A 20,535-nucleotide genomic window follows, 5' to 3' on the forward strand; every position below is an offset into this window, starting at 1 on the left:
GGCTTTATTCTCCTACACCCTGATCTGCAGTGCGTGTCTCGCGCTTGATAACGGACTCGACAGCCCAGCGCTTCTCACGGGACAGCGGGCGGGATTCCACGATCTGAACCTCGTCACCCATCTGACAGCCGATCTCATCATGCGCCTTTACCCGCATGCTCGAATAGACCACCTTCTTGTAAAGAGGGTGACGATACTTGCGGGTGATTTCCACCACTACCGTCTTGGTCATTTTATTGCTGGTAACCACACCGGTCATACGACGACGATTATTCATTAAGCACCTTCCACAGCGGCGCGCTCGGTTTCGCGCAGAATTGTTTCCATGCGAGCGATATCGCGGCGCAGGATTTTCAGGCGGCTGCTGTCGGTTAACTGACCCGTCACCTGTTGAAAGCGCAGTTTCATCATCTCGTCACGAGCATCCGTGATCTTTGTACGGATCTCCTCCGCCGCCAATTTGCGGATATCTACCACTTTCATTTCCTTCATGCTATTCTCCTCCCGCCAGGCGGCCCACAACCTTGGTCTTGATGGAGAACTTGTACTGGGCACTCTTCAAAGCCGCAACCGCAATCTCCGCAGACAAACCACTGACCTCGAACATAATACGGCCGGGTTTGACAACGGCAACATAATATTCCACATTGCCTTTACCGGAACCCATGCGGGTTTCCGGCGGTTTGTGCGTAAACGGCTTGGATGGGAAAATACGGATCCAGACCTTGCCGCGGCGCTTCATTTCTCGGACGATGGAGCGGCGCGCCGCTTCAATTTGACGGGCGGTCACCCAGCCCGGTTCCAGCGCCTGCAGTCCATAATCACCAAAGGCAACTTCTGCTCCACGCAGAGCCTTGCCCCTCATGCGGCCGCGCATCTGCTTGCGCCACTTTACACGTTTCGGCATCAACATATCAAATACCTCATCTCAAAGCGACATCGCGATTACTCGCTGACGTACACGCCTTCCGTCGCTTCAGCTTTTTCTTCAACTTCAGGTGTGACTTCACCCTTGTAGATCCATACCTTGATACCGATCTGACCGTAGGTGGTCAGGGCTTCGGTGGTGGCAAAATCCAGGTTCGCGCGCAACGTCTGCAAAGGAACGCGTCCCTCACGCAACCACACATCACGGGACATTTCCGCGCCGCCCAGGCGTCCGCCAACCAGGATCTTTATTCCTTCGGCACCCTGTTTCATGGCCTGCTGAATTGCCCGCTTCATTGCACGGCGGTAGGCAATACGGCGTTCAAGTTGGTCTGCTATATTCCTGGCAACCAGCATCGCATCGATATCAGGCGATGAGATTTCCTTGATGTCCAATTCAACCTTTTTGCCGACCAATGTCTCAAGCGCCTGGCGGATTTTCTTCACGCCTTCGCCCTTGCGCCCGATCAAAATACCGGGCTTGGCGGTATGGATGGCAATACGGATCTTACCGGGCGTGCGTTCCACATCAATTCGGGAGATGCCAGCCTTGCCGTCTTTCACAGCATCCGGCATCTGCCTGCGAAGCACGCGGACTTTTTCATTGGCGGCGGCTCCGCCTTTTGACAATTTTCCAATCAACAGGTTGCGGATGGCAAAATCCTGATGCAACTGCTGGCGATAGGTGCTTCCTTCAGCAAACCAGCGTCCGCCCCAGGGCTGGTTGATTCCCAGGCGAAAACCAACGGGATGTACTTTACGACCCATAAAATTCTCCTTATGCTCCGCGCTCGCGCAATATGATTGTGACGTGTGAACTGCGGCGCAATATCGGTTTGAAACGGCCACGGGCGCCAAAGCGTCTCCACTTGCGTGTCGGGGCTTCGTCTGCCGTGATCTTGGCTACGTACAGGTCATCGCGGCTGACACCGAAATTCTCTTCAGCATTTGCCACCGCAGACGCAACCAGTTTTTGCACGGGCAAGGCAGCGCGTTTGTTGACAAAGCGCAGGATTTCCATGGCTTCGTTGGCACTCTTGCCGCGTACCAGGTCAATTACCATGCGTACTTTTTGAGCGGAGAGCGAAAGGTGTCGGGTTTTTGCTTGAATATCTTGCATCGCTCAATCTCCTACGCAGCCTTTTCGCTGGTCTGGTGGCCGCGGAAGGTACGCGTCGGGGCGAACTCCCCTAAACGGTGGCCGACCATGTTCTCGGTAATGTAGATCGGCACATGGCGGCGTCCATCGTGAACTGCTATGGTATGTCCCACCATCTGGGGAAAGATCACAGAGGCGCGGCTCCAGGTGCGGATGACTTTCTTCTCTTTTTTTTGATTCATGGCTTCAATTCGCTTGAGCAATTTCGGCTCAATGAAAGGGCCTTTTTTCAATGATCGTGACATATCTGCTTACCTCATAATTAGCGGTTCGTCTTGCTGCGACGACGCACAATGTACTGATCGGTCTTCTTGTTGCGGCGGGTCTTTTTGCCGAGCGTGGGCTTGCCCCACGGACTCTTGGGACCGGGGAGACCGATTGGCTGGCGACCTTCACCACCACCGTGAGGATGGTCGCGCGGACTCATTGCCGTACCACGGACAGCCGGGCGGATACCCATGTGGCGTTTGCGTCCAGCCTTGCCAAGCTTGATGTTACCGTGGTCAAGATTTCCAACTTGGCCAATCGTTGCATAGCAGACCTGATGAATGAGGCGAACTTCTCCGGACGGCATGCGCACTTGGGCAAAATCGCCTTCCTTGGCGAGTAATTGCGCCGCACCGCCTGCTGAACGGACAAGCTGTCCGCCCTTGCCCTGCTTGACCTCGATATTATGGATCATCGTACCGACCGGGATGTTGCTGATCGGGAGTGCATTGCCGGGACGAATTTCAGCAGTGGGACCTGACAGGATATTGTCGCCGACTTTCAGATCCAGGGGTGAAAGAATGTATCGCTTTTCGCCGTCTGCATAAAAGAGCAGGGCAAGCCGCGCGGTGCGATTCGGATCGTATTCAATCGCGGCAACCCTGGCGGGGATACCCAGCTTGTCGCGTCGGAAATCCACCAGTCGGATGAAGCGGCGTGCGCCTCCGCCACGATGACGAACGGTTACACGCCCGTGGACATTTCGTCCGCCGCGGTTCTGTTTGGGAACCAGCAGAGAACGTTCAGGCGTGCTCTTTGTGATTTCTTCAAAGCTATAACCGGTCATGCCGCGTGTGCCGGGCGTTACCGGTTTATATTTTTTAACTGCCATTACTGCACCCCTTCAAAGATCTCGAGGGGCTTGCTTCCCTCGGCCAGGGTCACAATCGCCTTTTTAAAGGCGGGGCGGCGCACCAGCATGCGGCGGGCACGTGTGCGGCGTCCGCGTTTCGCCGGCGCATTGAGAACATTTACGCGAGCCACTGTGACATCGAACAGGGTTTCCACGGCATCCTTTACCATGGTGCGGGTCGCTTCATTTGCAACCACAAAAACATACTGGCTCAGTTTGCCGGATTGATAACTGGATTTTTCAGTCACCAATGGGCGGATGAGGACATTGTATAAATTGGTCATGTCTCTCTCCTATCCGAGGTGCGCCACAAGCGCATCAATTGTCTTGAGCGGCAAGACAACCTTGTCAAAATTGAGTATGTCGCGCACATTCAAATAGCTCGCGAGCAATACCTTGGCACTCTCGATATTATCGGAGGAGCGCATGACAGTATCATAATTCTGGTCTTTGACAGGCATCAGCACCAACACGGTGGATGTGCCAACCAAATTTCCCAGGGTTTCAGCCATCAGGCGGGTCTTGGTTTCCTTGAGGTCGAGTTCGTCCACAACCACAATCGAGGCTTCCGCAGCTTTGATAGACAATGCGGAACGAAGCGCGGCTTGACGCATTTTCTTTGGCATCCGTTGTTCATAACTGCGGGGATGCGGCGTATGGATACGGCCCCCGCCGACCCACTGCGCCGCCCGTCTGGACCCTTGGCGGGCCCGGCCGGTCCCCTTTTGTTTCCACGGCTTTCGGCCTCCGCCGGCAACCTCAGAGCGGACTTTCGTTTCATGCGTACCCAAGCGGGCATTCGCCATCTGGCGGACATAGGCCTGGTGCATCAAGTCCACATTGACAGGGGCTTCGAAGACATTCGCAGGCAATTCCACCTCGCGAACCTTCTTTCCCTTCAAATCAAGAACATCTACTTTCATGGTTAATCTGGCTCCCGTTTCCTGCGCGCCTACTGCTTGCGCGATTCCTTGATCATGACGAGACTACCCTTGCCACCGGGAACAGCACCATTAATGGCAATCAGGTTGCGTTCCGGGTCCACCATGACGACCTTGATGTTCTGGCTGGTGACGCGGTCCATGCCCATGTGACCCGCTCCGCGCGCGCCCTTGTAAACACGGCCCGGCGTTGTGCCCGATCCGCGCGAACCTGGGGCCCGGTTACGGTCGGATGTACCGTGCGTGGCGTTCATACCGTGGAAGTGGTAGCGTTTTACAGCACCGGCAAAGCCCTTACCTTTACTGACACCGATCACATCCACGCGTTCGCCAACGGCAAACGCATCCGCGACGGTTAACTTGTCGCCGATCTTTAATCCGTGATCCTTGGCGCGGAATTCGCGCAGGAAACGCATGGGGGGAATCTCACTGGCTTTCAAATGGCCCAACTGACCGCCAGTAAGGCGTTTGGGATTTGCTTCGCCAAAACCCAGCTGCACCGATGAATATCCTTCCTTCTCGGGCACACGAACCTGGGTAACATAACATGGCCCAGCTTCGATGAGTGTCACCGTATAGGCAACACCTTGCTCATCGAAGATCTGGGTCATGCCGATCTTCTTTCCTATTAGCCCTTTCAACATGCTCAATTTTCTCCTTCAGAAGATATTGACGAGACTGCCAGCCGGGGCATCGGCCGCATCATCTCCGTGCAGCGCAGTCAGAAGATCTGGTGCGAAGCGGTTTGTGTCGGTTCCACAACACAGACCTGCTCTTGCGCTGTCTCAAATAATCCGCGAAACACCGCGGTTATTCACTACTTAAATTTTGATCTCGATATCAACACCTGCAGGCAGGTTCAAACGCATCAACATGTCAATGGTCTTTGAGTCCGGGTCCAAAACGTCTATCAAACGGTTATGTGTGCGGATCTCAAAATGCTCGTGAGAGTCCTTGTCAATGAATGCAGAGCGACGTATTGTAAAGCGTTCCTTCTTGCTTGGCAAGGGCACGGGACCCACAACATGGGCACCCGTACGTTCTGCAGTTTCGACAATGCGCTTTGCAGACTGGTCAAGAACACGATGATCATATGCTTTGAGGCGGATACGGATTTTTTGTTTTGCCATCATATCTCACCTTACTCGATGATCTTGGTAACGACACCCGCACCGACGGTCAGACCGCCTTCACGGATGGCGAACTTGGAGCCCTGCTCGAGGGCCACCGGCACGATCAACTCCACCGTCAGGTTGACGTTGTCGCCCGGCATGACCATCTCCACACCTTCCGGCAGCGTGATGTCGCCCGTCACATCCATCGTACGCACATAGAACTGCGGTCGATACCCGCTGAAGAAGGCCTTGTGACGCCCGCCCTCCTCCTTCTTCAACACGTATACCTCCGCCAGAAACTTCTTGTGCGGGGTGATCGATTTCGGTTTGGCCAGCACCTGGCCGCGCTCCACATCTTCCCGCTCGATGCCGCGCAGCAGCAATCCAACGTTGTCTCCCGCCATGCCTTCATCCAGCTGCTTGTGGAACATTTCCACCCCCGTGCAAACCGTGCTCTTCGTCTCGCGCAGACCGATGATCTCGATCGGCTCTCCGATCTTGATAATACCACGGTCGATACGACCCGTCACCACTGTCCCGCGTCCCTTGATCGAGAAGACATCCTCCACCGACATCATGAACGGCTTGTCCGTTTCTCGCTTCGGCTCGGGAATGTACTCGTCCACCACGCGCAGCAACTCCTTGATCGGTGCATACTCGGGGGCATTCGGGTCGGTACTCGTGCTTTCCAACGCCAGCTTCGCCGATCCGCGTACGATCGGGGTCGTGTCGCCGGGAAAACCCTGGTTGGTCAGCAGTTCACGCAGTTCGAGTTCCACCAGCTCGAGCAGCTCGGGATCGTCCATCATGTCCACCTTGTTGAGGAAGACCACGATCGATGGCACTTCCACCTGTCGCGCCAGCAACACGTGTTCGCGCGTCTGCGGCATCGGTCCATCCGGGGCCGCCACCACCAGAATGGCACCGTCCACCTGCGCCGCACCGGTGATCATGTTCTTGATGTAGTCGCGGTGACCCGGCATATCCACGTGCGCATAGTGGCGCTTGTCCGTCTGGTATTCCACGTGCGCAATGTTGATCGTGATCCCGCGCGCTTTTTCCTCCGGCGCATTGTCGATCTGGTCGTAGGCCTTGAAATCCGCCTGCCCGGCCAGTCCCGCCACCTTGGTGATCGCCGCCGTCAGCGTGGTCTTCCCATGGTCGATGTGCCCCATCGTCCCCACGTTCAGATGCGGTTTGCTCCTGTCAAATTTTTCCTTCGCCATAATGAAACTCCTTGAATTATGAAAAAACCGGTTACGCCTTCAAAATTTCTTCCGCCACCGACTGCGCAACTGGCGCGTAGTGGTCAAATTCCATGCTAAATACGCCGCGTCCCTGCGTGGCAGAACGGAGCTGGGTTGCATACCCGAACATCTCCGCCAAAGGCACCATGGCGCGGATCGCCTGGGCATTACCGGGGCGAACATCCATGCCCTGGATCAAGCCGCGGCGGCTGTTGATCTGTCCCATCACATCACCAAGATATTCCTCAGGGACAACGACTTCCACTTTCATCATCGGCTCAAGCAAAATGGGGTTCCCTTTATGAACGCCTTCCTTGAAGCCCATGGATGCGGCCAGTTTGAACGCCATTTCACTCGAGTCAACTTCATGGAAAGAACCGTCAAAAAGTGTAACTTTCAAGTCCACAACAGGATACCCTGCAAGCACACCGCCTTCAGCCGCTTCCTTGACACCTTTTTCAATCGGGGAAATATATTCCTTCGGAATGGCACCCCCAACGATCTTGTTTTCAAATACAATGCCGCTGCCGCGCTCGCCCGGATCCATGGAGAACACAACATGACCGTACTGGCCTTTACCACCAGACTGTTTCGCGTACTTGTAGTTGACTTCCTTGACAGGCTTGGTAATCGATTCGCGATATGCCACGCGCGGGGTGCCGATATTGGCCTGCACTTTGAACTCCCGCAGGAGGCGGTCTACGATGATATCGAGGTGGAGTTCGCCCATGCCGCGAATAACGGTCTGACCGGTATTTTCATCGGAATTAACACGGAATGTGGGGTCTTCTTCTGCAAGTTTGCGAAGAGCCTCACCCATCTTTTCCTGGTCTGCGGTACTCTTCGGCTCAATGGCAATGGAAATAACCGGTTCAGGGAATGAAATATTCTCAAGCGCCAGTGATTTGTTATCGCAAAGGGTATCGCCTGTAAAGCTATCCTTGAAGCCAAGTACTGCGCCGATGTCGCCAGAACGAATTTCGGTTACATCCTCCCGGTGATCGGCATGCATACGGATCAAACGTCCAATGCGTTCCTTCCTGCCTTTGGTGCTGTTCTGCACCGTCTGTCCCTGACTCAATACACCGGAGTAAATACGGACATAGGCAAGACGGCCCACATAAGGATCGGTTACGATCTTAAACACAAGAGCGCTCAAGGGGGCATCATCCTGTGTGGGAAGCTCAAATTCGTTCTCAGGATTGCCGGGTTCACTAACTTTTACGAAGGGAATGTCGGCCGGGGAGGGCAGGTAATCGATCACAGCATCGAGAAGGACCTGCACACCCTTGTTCTTTAAGGAAGAACCGCAAAATACGGGCGCTGCCTTATTCGCGATAACTCCTTTGCGTAAAGCCGCCTTAAGCTCATCCAAGCTGATCTCCTGGGCTTCGAGGAATTTCATTGTTAACTCATCGTCGAGTTCAGCGATCTTTTCCACCATCTTCGCACGGGATTCTACCGCCTGTTGTTTCAGATCATCCGGGATTTCAACAATCTTCGGTTCCTTGCCAAGATCATCCTCCCAAATGATCGCTTTCAAGGAAAGAAGATCAACCAGGCCCTTGAAGCCGGCTTCAAAACCGATCGGGATTTGCATTGGGATCGGGTTGGCACCCAGCCTGTCGATGATCGATTCGATCGTCCGCTCGTAGGAAGCCCCGACACGGTCCATCTTATTGACAAAACAAATGCGCGGCACGGCATACCGATCCGCCTGTCGCCAGACAGTCTCCGATTGCGGTTCCACACCCTGTACTGCATCAAAGACTACCACGCCACCGTCCAGCACGCGCAGGGAACGCTGCACCTCGGCTGTAAAATCAATATGACCGGGCGTATCAATGATGTTGATCTGATAGCCTTTCCATTCCGCTGACACAGCCGCCGAAACAATGGTGATGCCACGTTCGCGCTCCTGCACCATCCAGTCGGTCACTGTCGTACCATCGTCAACAGAACCGATGCGGTGGGTCATGCCCGTATAGAACATGATACGCTCAGTGGTTGTTGTCTTCCCAGCGTCAATGTGGGCAATGATGCCTATATTTCGGTATTTTTCCAACGGATGAACACGCGCCATTCTAACTGCTTCCTGTTTCCTTAAGATGTCTCAAAAAAGAATTAAACACGGTAATGGGAGAAGGCACGGTTGGCTTCCGCCATCTTGTGGGTTTCATCACGCTTGCGAATCGCTGAACCAGTATCATTAAAGGCGTCGATCAATTCGGAAGCGAGTTTGTCTGAAAATGACTTGCCGGAACGATCGCGGGCAGCGGCAAGGAGCCAGCGGATCGCGAGGGTGGTGCGGCGGTCTGTGGAGACTTCCATGGGGACCTGATAGGTTGCGCCACCCACGCGGCGCGGGCGGACCTCCATGGCGGGCCCCACATTCTTGAGTGCGCCGTCAAAGACTTCCATCGGATCTTTTTCAGTTCGTTCTTTGATCAAATCCATCGCATCATAGATCAACCGGACAGCGGTGCTTTTCTTGCCTTTCTTAAGCACATGCTGAACCATGGTCTGAAGGTTGACGCTTTTAAAACGGATGTCGGGAAGGATTTCCCGTTTCTCTGGTTTTGCTCTTCGCATGCTTTACTTCTCCATCTATTGATTACTTCGGACGCTTCGCGCCATACTTTGAGCGTGCTTGCTTGCGATTGGCCACGCCGGTGGTATCGAGGGAACCACGGACAATGTGGTAACGCACACCCGGCAGGTCCTTCACACGTCCACCGCGCACCAGCACAACAGAGTGTTCCTGCAATTGATGACCTTCGCCGGGAATGTACGCAGTGACTTCAATGCCGTTGGTCAGACGCACACGTGCAATTTTACGAAGTGCCGAATTCGGCTTTTTGGGGGTCATTGTACGGACAACGGTACAAACACCGCGTTTCTGCGGTGCACCCTTATCCTGGCGAAACCGGCGCTGTTTGAAGCTGTTCAATGTGAACTGCAGAGCCGGCGACTTGCTTTTTGCGCTCTTATTTTTGCGGCCCTTGCGGACCATTTGATTTACTGTCGGCACTTTCGCCTCCGATTTCAAATTCTTTCAAAATTACATGTCAGTATTCGCAAGAAATGAGACCATCAACAACAATCCCTGATGGCCTCATTTGTAGCTGCCAATCGAGTCGAGCGGGGGTAAAGCCACTCTTGCTTTACAGGCAACGGCTAATTATTCTATCATGCCGCATCTGTCAAGTCAATAGAAAATACTACTTCTTTCTGCCTGAACTTTCTCCCAGGCTCAACAAGCCGGTGTCGTGTTTTGGCGGATGCGTCTTCTCCTCATCCTTGCCGAACTTGACCACGTCACCGCCTTCATTGATCGCTTCGACTGCAAGCCCAAGGGATTGCAGTTCCTTCACAAGAACGCGGAACGATGCGGGAATGCTGGGCTCTTCAATCGGCTCCCCCTTCACGATCGCTTCATACGTGTTCACGCGGCCCTGGACATCATCCGATTTCACGGTGAGCATTTCCTGAAGAGTGTGCGCCGCGCCATACGCTTCGAGCGCCCACACTTCCATTTCACCAAAGCGCTGGCCGCCAAACTGTGCCTTGCCGCCGAGCGGCTGTTGAGTCACGAGGCTGTATGGACCGGTGGAACGGGCATGGACCTTATCCTCAACCAGGTGATGCAGCTTGAGGATGGTCATCACGCCAACGGTAACAGGCTGATCATAGGGGATGCCGGTTTTTCCATCGCGCAGAAGCTGTTTTCCTAGGGTTGGCAAGGGGATGCCCTTTTCCTTGGCCAATTCCTGGGCGGTGTCATACACCTTATCCTCGGCGACACGGCGTGTATGTCCATTGACCTCCATCCATAAACGCAGGCAGGCATGGATGGTCATAATATCCTTTTCAGGATCATGATTTGCCATGTCCTGTCCCTCAAGCAGGATTTCGTCAGGGTCGCTATGGCCTTTTTCGCGCAACCATTCACGGGCGGTGGCGCGATGCGCATATTCGGGGTCATTCAAGCTGTAAACATCGTATCGGCGTTTATCGAGCCAGTGCTCAAGATACAACCGTCGGACTTCATCATCATCTTCAATGGCCTCGGCGTCATATTCCTGTTCCTTGATCCATTCCCAGGCACGTTCCGCCGCTTCCTTCCAGGCCTGATCCATGATCCAGGCGCGGGCGAGTTCGGCTTCGATCTGTTCTTCGGTCGCACCATCAAACACAGGCGTAATCGCACGGAAGCCCATTCGTTTTGCCGCCCAGCCAAGATGTACTTCAAGCACCTGACCGATATTCATACGGCCGGGCACGCCAAGGGGATTTAAGATAAGGTCAACCGGCGTACCGTCTTCAAGGAACGGCATGTCTTCAATGGGAACCACCTTGGACACGACGCCCTTGTTCCCATGACGTCCCGCCATCTTGTCGCCTGCAGTAATCTTGCGGCGTTGAGCCACAGACACGCGCACCATCATGTCGACGCCGGCGGAAAGGTCCGAGTTATCCTCGCGGGTAAATACCTTTACATCAACAACCTTGCCGCGCTCGCCGTGAGGCATCCGCAGCGATGTATCTTTAACGTCACGGGATTTCTCGCCAAAGATGGCACGCAACAGGCGTTCTTCCGGGGTAAGTTCTTTTTCACCCTTCGGAGTGATCTTGCCGACAAGAATATCGTTCGGCCCAACTTCCGCACCGATGCGAATGATGCCATTCTCATCCAGATCCTTGATCGCGTCATCTCCCACATTGGGAATATCACGGGTGATTTCCTCAGGACCAAGTTTCGTGTCACGCGCTTCCACCTCATGCTTTTCAATGTGGACTGAGGTAAAGCGATCCTCCTGAACAAGTCGTTCAGAAAGCAGGATCGCATCTTCAAAGTTCCCGCCCTCCCAAGAAAGGAAGGCAACCACCACATTTTGTCCGAGCGCAAGCTGGCCGTTCTCTGTGGATGAAGAATCAGCAATGATATCTCCAGCCTTGATCACCTGTCCCTTGACAACGGACGGACGCTGGTCGATACACGTGCTTTGATTGGACCGTTGGTATTTACGAAGTTGATAGACGCGGTTTCCGCTGCGTTTCTCTTTGACCGTGATGCTTGATCCGGTTACCGAGACAACCTCACCGTCCACCTCGGCGACCACAACCTGGCCCGAGTCAAGTGCGGCGTGACCCTCCATCCCGGTTGATACAAGCGGGATTTCAGGACGCACCAAAGGAACAGCCTGCGCCATCATGTTCGAACCCATGAGCGCGCGGTTGGCATCATCGTGTTCGAGGAAGGGTATCAGCGCGGCGCTGATACCGACCACCTGATGAGGAGCCACGTCCATGTAATCAATGGATTCAGCAGTGGAGAACATGAAACCCGAATGGTAGCGGCAGGAAATGCGTTCGCGGGAAAATTCCTTATTCGCCGTCAAATAGGCATTCGCCTGGGCGATGGTGTACTTGTCTTCCGCATCCGCAGAAAGATAGACGACCTCCTCTGAGACAAAGGGAACGATGCCTATCTCTGTGTCAAATTTCGAGAGCTTCTTCAACATCTTGGAGTCGATCATGGTTCCGGATTTGAAGAGAAGCTCCTCGGATTTGGGGTCGTACACATCTTCACGCAGGGTGAGTCCTTCCAGGCGTTCGTCATCGGAAGGTAGCGACTTATAGACCTTGCGATAGGGCGTTTCGATAAAGCCGTATTCATTGACACGCGCGAAGGAAGCCAGGCGCCCAATCAGACCGATATTTGGCCCTTCAGGAGTTTCAATCGGGCAGATGCGTCCATAATGGGAATGGTGAACGTCACGCACATCAAAGCCAGCGCGCTCACGGCGCAGGCCGCCGGGTCCCAACGCGGAAAGTGTCCGTTTGTGGCGCAATTCAGCCAGAGGGTTGGTCTGGTCCATGAATTGCGAGAGCTGGGATGAACCAAAGAACTCCCGCAAGGCAGCCACCACGGGGCGGATATTCACCAGCGTCACAGGCGAGAGCTGTTCCTGGTCTCGGATGGACATGCGTTCCTTAATAACGCGTTCCATGCGTCGGAGGCCGATGCGCAGTTTGTTCTGGATCAACTCACCCACCGTCTTGACGCGGCGGTTGCCGAGGTGGTCAATATCGTCCGGGCGTTCAGCGCCGTTATTGATCTGAATCATGCGGCGGATCAACCGGATGATGTCATTCTTGGTGATATTGCGATGAGGAATGGGAATATTCAGGTCAAGTTTTTGATTTAACTTATAGCGTCCAACGCGCTCCAGATCGTAATGCCTCTGATCGAACAACTGCTCCTCAAGGAACTGGCGGGCATTATCAAGCGTGGCGGGATCGCCGGGTCGCATCTTTTTAAAGAACTCGATCAAGGCGGCTTCGGCAATCGTGTGATTGGTTAAATCCCAATCGGGTTCCTGTTTAATCGTGGATGCGATGAACATTCGGTCGGGATTGTTGTCCACGTCCTTCAAAATGGACAGAATCTCTTCATCCGTGCCGTGCTTGATGGGCGAATCCTTAATCCCGTCGCTCACGGCGGCAAGCGCCCGCAGGAAAACCGTAATGGGAACCGTGCGTTTGCGGTTGAACTTTAAAATGATGTAATCGGATTTACGCGTTTCGAATTCCATCCACGCGCCGCGATCCGGTATCAATTTTGCCATCGCGAGCGGGCGGCCTGTAGCGCGGTCTGCCGGAGCTTCAAAATAAACGCCGGGGGAGCGGATTAATTGGGACACCACTACACGTTCGGTGCCATTAACGATGAACGTGCCCTTATCGGTCATCTCCGGAAAATCACCGAGGAAGATATCCTGTTTGATCGGCTCCGGGACATCCGGCCCTGCCAGGAGAACTGAAACATATAATGGGCTGGCATAGGTAAGATCACGCTCAACACATTCTTCAATGTTGTGTTTGGGGTCTCCAAACCAATACTTAAGCCCCCATTGCTGGGACTCGGGTCCACGGCTCGGGAAAAATAACTTCATCCCCTTGTTATACGACTCAATGGGTGAAATCTCGTGGAAGAGGTCCCCCAAGCCTTCCTTCTTGAGCCGTTCAAATGAATCAAGTTGTACTTCTATCAAATTGGGCAGATCGAGTTTTACCGGGATACGCGCGTAACTTTTTTGGGGCGAAGAAGATGCCATTCTTCTCTCCTGACTTTATTTTGGCTGGCTGATAAAAAGGTTTAACTGCCCCTTTGGACAGCGACCTGAGATTATATCGAAATGAATACAAAAAGTCAAGAAGCAGAGTGAGGGGTGATATGAAAACAGCGATTGCCCGGTGCTTTTCTTGACAATCCATATAAGTGCGTGTAAAATCACCGACGCTCAACAATAAAATATACGTTGGCCGAGATAGCTCAGTTGGTAGAGCACGCGACTGAAAATCGCGGTGTCCCCAGTTCGATCCTGGGTCTCGGCACTCTCGGCCAGTTACACAGGTCGTAATCTGCGGGCGTGGTTCAGTGGTAGAACGTCTCCTTGCCAAGGAGAAGGTCGTGGGTTCGAATCCCATCGCCCGCTCAAACATGGAGGATTGCAGATTGGAAATCATTCAGTCGGCAATCCTCGTTGTGTACTATATACGGCGTCGTGGCCAAGTGGTAAGGCAAGGGTCTGCAAAACCCTCATCACGGGTTCAAATCCCGTCGACGCCTCTAAAATCGAACCCGCGATTGCGGGTTCGATTTTATATTTCCAAGAATGCACCCAGCTTCCCTTCATTTCTTTTACAATTTATTTGGCATGGAATTTTTCATAAAAAAGCCTATAATAAATTTTAAAGGTCACATTCTGATTCCATGAAAAAATGGTCGCCTACCTCCACATTCCGAATCTCGCTGGCCTACCTCGTGATGGGAGCGATATGGATTCTTCTTTCAGACCAGGCCGCCGCGCTCCTGTTTGAAGATCCTCAAAGTCTCTCCGTTGCCCAAACCTATAAAGGGTGGTTTTTCATTATGGTTACAGCGGGGATTCTGCATATTCTTATCGTTAAGAATCAGAACGCTCAAAAGAGATCGGAACAAAACTTTTCCGATCTCTTTGAATCAACAACTGCGGGGATTTTCCGGTCATCTCCAGACGGACGGTACATAAAAATCAACACGGCGATGGCATCCATTTATGGGTACGAATCACCTGATGAGATGCTCGGAAAAATCAACGACATAGGCATGCAGATCCACGCATCCCCTGAAAGCCGCAGGAACTTCACGGCCTTGTTGAACAAAGACGGTTTGGTGGAAAAATTCCAGGCAAAAAATATAAAAAAAGATGGCAGCTTTATCTGGACATCAACAAACGCCCGTATCGTACGGGATAAAAACGGGAATACGCTGTATTACGAGGGATTCGTTACAGATATTACCAAACAGAAGGATGCCGAAATCACCCTGCGGGAAAGCGAAGCACAATACCGCATGGTGGTGGAACAGGCGTCAGACGGAATTATTGTTGCGGAGTTGAGCGGTGTGATTTTTGAGGCAAACCAACAACTCTGCAGCCTGCTCGGATACACACGCAACGAGATATTAAACCTGTCGCTGGATAAACTGCTTGCAAATGACCGTGTACTTCCGTGGACATCAAATGAATTTACACGCGGACGCACCGTTGTCGCTGAAATGGCATTGAAACGAAAAGATGGGACCTTGCTTCTTACAGAGCTGAGCATGAGATCCCTGCCAAACAACCTGTTGATAGCGATCGTGAGAAATGTATCCAACCGCAAGCTGGTGGAGGAGTCTCTTGCACGCAGTGAACAAAAATTCAGGGCGCTGATCGAAAATAGCACAGACGCCATTGCCTTGTATTCCGCTGAAGGGAAGATTGTTTTTCAAAGCCCTGCCGCCCAGCGCATCTTGGGATTCACCTTGGATGAAATGATTGGCAAAAACGTATTTGAGTTTATAGCCGAGGAGGACAGGGAAAAAGCAGAGACGGCATTCCAAAAAATCATAGCGAATCCAAGGGAAAATATCGCGCTTGAAATTCGATGTATCTGCAAGGATGGAAGCCTTAAATGGGTCGAAGTTAATGGCAAAAATCATTTAAACGATGCGGGAATCGAGGCTATCGTAGCAAACTACAGGGATATCACAGGGAGAAAAAGCCTGGAAAACGCAATGCGCGAAACAGAGGAGCAATATCGCCTGCTGGTTGAGAAGTTACCCGCCGTGGTTTTCATGGATACTTTTGGAGATGCGCAATTGACGCAATACATCAGTCCGCGCATAAAAGATTTGCTTGGATATACACCGGATGAATGGAACGCAACTGAAAACATATGGGAAAACTCTCTTCATCCAGATGACAGGGAAGGCGTACTCGCTGAAGATATCCGAACCGATAAAACAAGAGAGCCATTCCGCATGGAATATAGAATGCGCCACCGTGATGGATATTATGTCTGGATAAAAGAAGACGCATCCATCATAACCGGTGAAGACGGCATCCCCCTTTACTGGCATGGCATCCTATCAGACATTACCGAGCAAAAACAAGCAGAGCAAGCCCGCCAAAAGCAATTAAGGGAATTAACCGTCCTGCATTCTGCAACACTGGCAGAGACCAATGCAAAAGATGCCGACACGCTCATCCAACAGATCACAGATATTATCAGCGACACCCTGTACTCTGATAATTGCGGGGTTCTTCTGCTTAACGATGCGCGGGACATGCTCGTTCCCCATTATTCCTACCGCGGCACCGATATGGAAATCATCGGCGACAGGCTTCCCACTACCGAAGGTATATGCGGCAGGGTGGCATCCATAAAGCGTTCGATGCGGATTGATGATGTTTCCCAAGAACCCGGCTACTTCAAGGTCTCCAACAGCACGCGCTCGGAGCTTTGTGTGCCAATCATGAGCGGGCACAAGCTTTTTGGGGTGCTGAATGTGGAGAGCAAAAAGGTCAACGCATTCACAGAAAGGGACGAAAAGCTGCTCAATACCATCGCCGGGGGGGTGGCAAATGCCCTGGAGCGCATCCAACTCTTCGAGCTGGAAAAGAGGCGCCGCATGCAAACAGAAGATCTAAGCCTTGCCACTGCGTCGCTTGCGAATGCTACGGATATTGACGATCTGTTGGAAAAAATCCTGGACTGGCTGAAGCAACTGGCACCATATGACAGTGCATCCATCATGCTGAAACAGGATGATACGGTCCGGTTTGTCGCGAGCCGGGGACTTCCTGAGAATTTTAAAATCGGCCATGAATTCCCGATGACCGAAAAATGGAGCCGGGTTGCCGCAACACGAAAACCGCTCATCATCGAAGACGCTCAACGGGATGATGTTTTTGAAAAATGGGCGGGCAGTGAATACATCCACGGCTGGATGGCAGTTGCCATGTTTGCACAGGATACATTGATAGGTTTTATCAATCTAGACAGCCGTGAAGCCGGGACATACACCGAAGAGCATGCGACCCGAGTACAGACTTTCGCCAATCAGGCCGCAACTGCCATTGATAAAGCACACCTCTTTGAATTGGAGAAAAAACGACGGGAAACCGCCGAAACCATCCGACAGGCGGGAACCGCGCTGACCAATTTGCTCGATCTATCAGCCCTGCATAACGCCATTTTGGAATGGCTGTATAAGATTGCACCGTACGACAGCGCCTCCATTCTGGAAATTGAGGAGAGAGACAACGTACGCATCACAGCCACCAAGGGACTCCCAAATCCTCAAAAGGCGTTGAACCGGGTATTTTCAGCAGACAACCTTTTATGCAGAATCATCAATGAAACCAGGCAGACACTGATTATTGATGACTGTAGAAATGATGCGCGTTTTGAAAACTGGGGGGATTCACTGCACGTCCGAGGCTGGATGGGAGTTCCACTGATCGCCCGCGGAGAGGTGATTGGTTATCTGACAGTAGACAGCCGCACACCCAGCGCCTTCACCCAAAGCGAAGCGATTGCCGCGCAGACCTTCGCCCACCAAGCCGCCACATCGCTGGAAAACACGAGGTTATACACGGAAACCCGGCAAAGACTCGAAGAACTGGAAATGGTCAACCGCGTATCCTTTGCCTTGCGCGCGGCAAAAGATACCACTGAAATGCTGCCGATACTCATCCATGAACTCAAAACAAGAATGGACACTGATGCTGCCACCATATTCCTGCATGACACTGAAAAAGACGAAATCACAGCCCACGCCACAAGCGGACGGCTGGAGAATAACCTGCCTAAAAAAACATTCAAACCCGGTGAGGGAATCATTGGAACGGTATTTTCCAGCGGAACCCCCCACATCAGCCTCGAATTCATCGAGGACCCGCTCACCATCCCCGAATATGCAAAATTCTTTGGGAAGGGCTGGGGAACCATCGCCGTTCCGATTCGCACCGCAAAAGAAACGATTGGCGTGATCATGGTCGCCGTACAAAAACCGGGAAAAATAGAAGAGCATCTTGTGCGCCTCATTATCACGCTGGCCGAAATTGCCGGAAACGCGATCCATCGCTCCAATCTTTTTGAACAAAATGAGGAACAAATCCGCCGCCTGACGACATTGCGGGAAATGGACACGGCCATCACATCCAGCCTAGACCTGCATGTCACGCTGGACATTCTGACAGACCATCTGTTGTCAAAAATGGGCGCCAGCGCCGCACGCATCCTCGTATTCAATCCCCACAGCCAAATGCTGGATTGTTATTCCGCGAACGGTTTCAATAATCAAACAACACCGCGTAATTCGATTGGCATTGGCGAGGGCCGGGCCAGTCAGATACTATTAAACCGCAAAGAGTTGTATATAAAGGATATCCAACAGGATAACTCCGACCTCAATCCGCAGACTTTATCCGCGGAAGGGTTCAAGAGCTATTACGCCAAGCCGCTTTTCAGCAAGGGTGCTACAAGAGGCATCATCGAAATCTATTTTCGATACACCTTTACCCCCACAATGGACTGGGTGGACTTTCTGAAAACACTTGCGGGCCAGGCCACCATCGCCATTGACAACGCCCAGCTATTCGAAAACCTGCAGCGCACCAACCAGGAGCTTTCCCTCGCCTACGATACAACCCTCGAGGGATGGGGTAAAGCCCTTGAATTGCGCGACAAGGAAACACAGGGACATACCCGCCGCGTCACCAATCTGACCCTGGAACTAGCCCGCCAAATGGGCATTCCTTCATCTGAATTACCCCATATCCGCCGCGGGGCATTGCTCCATGACATTGGAAAAATGGGCGTACCAGATAGTATTCTGCATAAACCGGGTCCCCTCACAAAAGAGGAAACCGAGGAAATGAGAAAGCATCCGCAATACGCCTACGACCTGCTCTCCCCCATCACCTACCTGCGTTCCACGCTGGATATCGCCTATTGCCACCACGAATGGTGGGATGGAAACGGATACCCGCGCGGAATAAAAGGAGAGGAGATCCCACTCTCTGCACGCATCTTCGCCGTTGTGGATGTTTGGGATGCCCTGCTCTCAGACCGGCCATATCGCCCCGCCTGGCAGGACGAGGATGTGATGAAATACATCGCGGATCTTTCAGGCAAGCAATTTGACCCTCGCGTGGTGGAGAAATTCAAAGGGATGATCGGCAGCAAAACGAGATTCATCGATTCCAATCTGCCCCAAAAGACACGCGGCACCATTAAAAAGAAGCCTGAAAAAACAAGGAAAGCGACAACCAAAAACAAAAAAATGCGCTGAACTTTTCAGCGCATTTTTTTGTCCAACTATTTGACCCGCAGGAAACGCCTCTTGCCAACCTGTAAAACCCCGGGATGGGGAAAGACCGCATCGCCGCGCTCCAGCACGTTGCCATCAAGACGAACACCTTTCTGGTCAATTAAAGCGCGGGCTTTACTCTTACTCTCCGCAAGTTTCGCCGCCAAAATGACGTCCAGCACGGTCTGGCCGGGCTGCAGATCAAACTCCGGCATTTCATCAGGAATCTCCTTCTGCTGGAAGGTCTTAATGAAATTTTCCCGGGCGACTTTCGCCGCGTCATCACCATAAAAGATGCTGGTGATCTCGTCCGCCATCTTCATCTTCGCATCCCGGGGATGGAACACACCGGAAGCAACATCCTTCTCAATCTGTTCGATCTCATGCGGACTCCAGCGCGTGACGAGGCGCATGTAAATACCCATTGCAGAATCCGGCACAGACATCAACTTGCCGAACATGTCCTGCGCACCTGTATTGATCGGCACTATGTTGCCTGTGGATTTGGACATCCGCTGCACGCCGTCCGTGCCGGGCAAAATTCCTGTGATGATTCCGACCAGCGGTTTTTGTCCCTGTGATTCCTGCAATTTGCGACCGGCAACGATGATATTGAACAACTGGTCCGAACCGCCCACCTGAACATCCGTCTGCATGGCAACCGCATCATAGCCCTGCATCAACGCGTAGAACGTTTCATGCAGATAGATCGGTTCGCCTTTCTCCAGGCGGTTGGAAAAGTTATCCCGCGCCAAAAATTGCTGCACGGTAAAGTTCTGGCCGAGACGGATCAAATCTACAAGCGATAGCTCGGAGAGCCACTCGCCGTTGTAACGGACCTTCGTCTTCTCAGGAGCCAGCACACGGAATGCCTGGTCGGCGTAGGTCCTGGAATTTTCAATAACCTGTTCCTCGGTCAGGATCGGGCGCGCCTTGTTTTTATCCGACGGATCGCCCACCAGCGCGGTATAACTTCCAATAAGGAAGGTCACCTCATGCCCCAAATCCTGAAACTGGCGCAGCTTACGCATAGAAATGGTATGTCCCAGATGCAAATCCGTGGAGGTGGGGTCGTATCCGCAATAGACCCGCAAGGGACGATTCTCTTTTTGGGCAAGTATTAAACGCTCGCGCAATTCAGCCGTCATGGCTTTCTTGAGTTCATCATCGCCATATTCCGTGCCTTGCATTAATAATTCAACCTGCTCTTGGATGTTCATACCTTCTCCTGATACCCAACCGATTTAATAACCGGGGTTTTTGCATAAAATCACAAATAAAAACGCGCCCGCGATAGTGAAGGGCGCGTTGATAGCACACTACCGCAGAATATTAAGG

18 protein-coding genes and 3 tRNA genes are annotated in these 20,535 nt (G+C 52.6%); 4 read left to right on the forward strand and 17 right to left on the reverse strand.

What is annotated here, in order from left to right:
* Positions 1-4: 4 nt before the first annotated feature.
* From rpsQ to QY332_17070, 16 genes are all read right to left on the reverse strand, one after another.
* On the reverse strand, positions 5-277 hold the full coding sequence (gene rpsQ / locus QY332_16995) for a 30S ribosomal protein S17 (protein WKZ35313.1): 273 nt from the start codon (positions 275-277) through the stop codon (positions 5-7).
* Positions 277-492, reverse strand: a complete 216-nt coding sequence (gene rpmC / locus QY332_17000) for a 50S ribosomal protein L29 (protein WKZ35314.1) — start codon at positions 490-492, stop codon at positions 277-279. Before rpmC ends, rpsQ begins: the two co-directional genes overlap by 1 nt.
* 1 nt (position 493) lies before the next feature.
* Complete coding sequence (rplP, locus tag QY332_17005; GenBank protein ID WKZ35315.1) at positions 494-913, reverse strand: 50S ribosomal protein L16; 420 nt, start codon at positions 911-913, stop codon at positions 494-496.
* A gap of 32 nt (positions 914-945) precedes the next feature.
* On the reverse strand, positions 946-1,695 hold the full coding sequence (gene rpsC / locus QY332_17010) for a 30S ribosomal protein S3 (protein WKZ35316.1): 750 nt from the start codon (positions 1,693-1,695) through the stop codon (positions 946-948).
* Between the two features lie 10 nt (positions 1,696-1,705).
* Positions 1,706-2,047, reverse strand: a complete 342-nt coding sequence (gene rplV / locus QY332_17015) for a 50S ribosomal protein L22 (GenBank protein WKZ35317.1) — start codon at positions 2,045-2,047, stop codon at positions 1,706-1,708.
* Positions 2,048-2,058: 11 nt separating this feature from the next.
* The gene (gene rpsS / locus QY332_17020; GenBank protein WKZ35318.1) at positions 2,059-2,331 is read right to left on the reverse strand and encodes a 30S ribosomal protein S19; all 273 of its coding nucleotides are present in this window, start codon (positions 2,329-2,331) and stop codon (positions 2,059-2,061) included.
* Between the two features lie 17 nt (positions 2,332-2,348).
* Positions 2,349-3,185: a 50S ribosomal protein L2 gene (gene rplB, locus QY332_17025; protein WKZ35319.1), complete on the reverse strand. Its 837-nt coding sequence runs from the start codon at positions 3,183-3,185 to the stop codon at positions 2,349-2,351.
* Entirely contained in the window at positions 3,185-3,490 is a 306-nt protein-coding gene (gene rplW, locus QY332_17030; protein WKZ35320.1) for a 50S ribosomal protein L23, read from the reverse strand. Before rplW ends, rplB begins: the two co-directional genes overlap by 1 nt.
* Before the next feature lie 9 nt (positions 3,491-3,499).
* Positions 3,500-4,129 (reverse strand): 50S ribosomal protein L4, encoded by a 630-nt coding sequence (gene rplD, locus QY332_17035; protein WKZ35321.1) that lies wholly within the window; start codon positions 4,127-4,129, stop codon positions 3,500-3,502.
* Positions 4,130-4,158: 29 nt separating this feature from the next.
* Complete coding sequence (gene rplC, locus QY332_17040; protein WKZ35322.1) at positions 4,159-4,791, reverse strand: 50S ribosomal protein L3; 633 nt, start codon at positions 4,789-4,791, stop codon at positions 4,159-4,161.
* Positions 4,792-4,968: 177 nt separating this feature from the next.
* Positions 4,969-5,277, reverse strand: coding sequence for a 30S ribosomal protein S10 (rpsJ, locus tag QY332_17045; GenBank protein ID WKZ38477.1), 309 nt, complete (start codon positions 5,275-5,277; stop codon positions 4,969-4,971).
* A gap of 11 nt (positions 5,278-5,288) precedes the next feature.
* Positions 5,289-6,488 carry an elongation factor Tu gene (gene tuf, locus QY332_17050; protein ID WKZ35323.1) on the reverse strand — a complete coding sequence of 400 codons (1,200 nt, stop codon included), beginning with the start codon at positions 6,486-6,488 and terminating at the stop codon, positions 5,289-5,291.
* 31 nt (positions 6,489-6,519) lie between these two features.
* On the reverse strand, positions 6,520-8,592 hold the full coding sequence (gene fusA, locus QY332_17055; GenBank protein WKZ35324.1) for an elongation factor G: 2,073 nt from the start codon (positions 8,590-8,592) through the stop codon (positions 6,520-6,522).
* A 41-nt stretch (positions 8,593-8,633) separates the two neighbouring features.
* Entirely contained in the window at positions 8,634-9,101 is a 468-nt protein-coding gene (rpsG, locus tag QY332_17060; GenBank protein ID WKZ35325.1) for a 30S ribosomal protein S7, read from the reverse strand.
* Between the two features lie 22 nt (positions 9,102-9,123).
* Entirely contained in the window at positions 9,124-9,540 is a 417-nt protein-coding gene (rpsL, locus tag QY332_17065; protein ID WKZ35326.1) for a 30S ribosomal protein S12, read from the reverse strand.
* A gap of 190 nt (positions 9,541-9,730) precedes the next feature.
* Positions 9,731-13,630: a DNA-directed RNA polymerase subunit beta gene (locus QY332_17070; protein WKZ35327.1), complete on the reverse strand. Its 3,900-nt coding sequence runs from the start codon at positions 13,628-13,630 to the stop codon at positions 9,731-9,733.
* A gap of 207 nt (positions 13,631-13,837) precedes the next feature.
* Here QY332_17070 and QY332_17075 point away from each other — a divergent pair.
* The 4 genes from QY332_17075 to QY332_17090 all read left to right on the forward strand — a co-directional run bounded on the left by QY332_17075 (position 13,838) and on the right by QY332_17090 (position 19,179).
* Positions 13,838-13,910: transfer RNA gene (locus QY332_17075), tRNA-Phe, on the forward strand.
* Between the two features lie 29 nt (positions 13,911-13,939).
* Positions 13,940-14,011 (forward strand) — tRNA-Gly (locus QY332_17080).
* A 63-nt stretch (positions 14,012-14,074) separates the two neighbouring features.
* A tRNA-Cys gene (locus QY332_17085) sits at positions 14,075-14,145 on the forward strand.
* 144 nt (positions 14,146-14,289) lie between these two features.
* Complete coding sequence (locus QY332_17090) at positions 14,290-19,179, forward strand: PAS domain S-box protein (protein WKZ35328.1); 4,890 nt, start codon at positions 14,290-14,292, stop codon at positions 19,177-19,179.
* Between the two features lie 26 nt (positions 19,180-19,205).
* On the opposite strand, the gene tyrS is transcribed toward QY332_17090, so the two are convergent.
* Entirely contained in the window at positions 19,206-20,417 is a 1,212-nt protein-coding gene (gene tyrS / locus QY332_17095; protein WKZ35329.1) for a tyrosine--tRNA ligase, read from the reverse strand.
* Between the last annotated feature and the right edge of the window lie 118 nt (positions 20,418-20,535).

Source organism: Anaerolineales bacterium, assembly GCA_030583885.1.
GTDB lineage: Bacteria > Chloroflexota > Anaerolineae > Anaerolineales > Villigracilaceae > Villigracilis.

Coding starts and splice junctions, on each gene's coding strand:
- rplP (WKZ35315.1), bottom strand. CDS start 913: ATGTTGATGCCGAAACGTGTAAAGTGGCGCAAGCAGATGCGCGGCCGC.
- rpsS (WKZ35318.1), bottom strand. CDS start 2,331: ATGTCACGATCATTGAAAAAAGGCCCTTTCATTGAGCCGAAATTGCTC.
- rplD (WKZ35321.1), bottom strand. CDS start 4,129: ATGAAAGTAGATGTTCTTGATTTGAAGGGAAAGAAGGTTCGCGAGGTG.
- fusA (WKZ35324.1), bottom strand. CDS start 8,592: ATGGCGCGTGTTCATCCGTTGGAAAAATACCGAAATATAGGCATCATT.
- rplW (WKZ35320.1), bottom strand. CDS start 3,490: ATGACCAATTTATACAATGTCCTCATCCGCCCATTGGTGACTGAAAAA.
- rpsG (WKZ35325.1), bottom strand. CDS start 9,101: ATGCGAAGAGCAAAACCAGAGAAACGGGAAATCCTTCCCGACATCCGT.
- rpsC (WKZ35316.1), bottom strand. CDS start 1,695: ATGGGTCGTAAAGTACATCCCGTTGGTTTTCGCCTGGGAATCAACCAG.
- rpsJ (WKZ38477.1), bottom strand. CDS start 5,277: ATGGCAAAACAAAAAATCCGTATCCGCCTCAAAGCATATGATCATCGT.
- rpsQ (WKZ35313.1), bottom strand. CDS start 277: ATGAATAATCGTCGTCGTATGACCGGTGTGGTTACCAGCAATAAAATG.
- tuf (WKZ35323.1), bottom strand. CDS start 6,488: ATGGCGAAGGAAAAATTTGACAGGAGCAAACCGCATCTGAACGTGGGG.
- rplV (WKZ35317.1), bottom strand. CDS start 2,047: ATGCAAGATATTCAAGCAAAAACCCGACACCTTTCGCTCTCCGCTCAA.
- QY332_17090 (WKZ35328.1), top strand. CDS start 14,290: ATGAAAAAATGGTCGCCTACCTCCACATTCCGAATCTCGCTGGCCTAC.
- QY332_17070 (WKZ35327.1), bottom strand. CDS start 13,630: ATGGCATCTTCTTCGCCCCAAAAAAGTTACGCGCGTATCCCGGTAAAA.
- rplB (WKZ35319.1), bottom strand. CDS start 3,185: ATGGCAGTTAAAAAATATAAACCGGTAACGCCCGGCACACGCGGCATG.
- rpmC (WKZ35314.1), bottom strand. CDS start 492: ATGAAGGAAATGAAAGTGGTAGATATCCGCAAATTGGCGGCGGAGGAG.
- rplC (WKZ35322.1), bottom strand. CDS start 4,791: ATGTTGAAAGGGCTAATAGGAAAGAAGATCGGCATGACCCAGATCTTC.
- tyrS (WKZ35329.1), bottom strand. CDS start 20,417: ATGAACATCCAAGAGCAGGTTGAATTATTAATGCAAGGCACGGAATAT.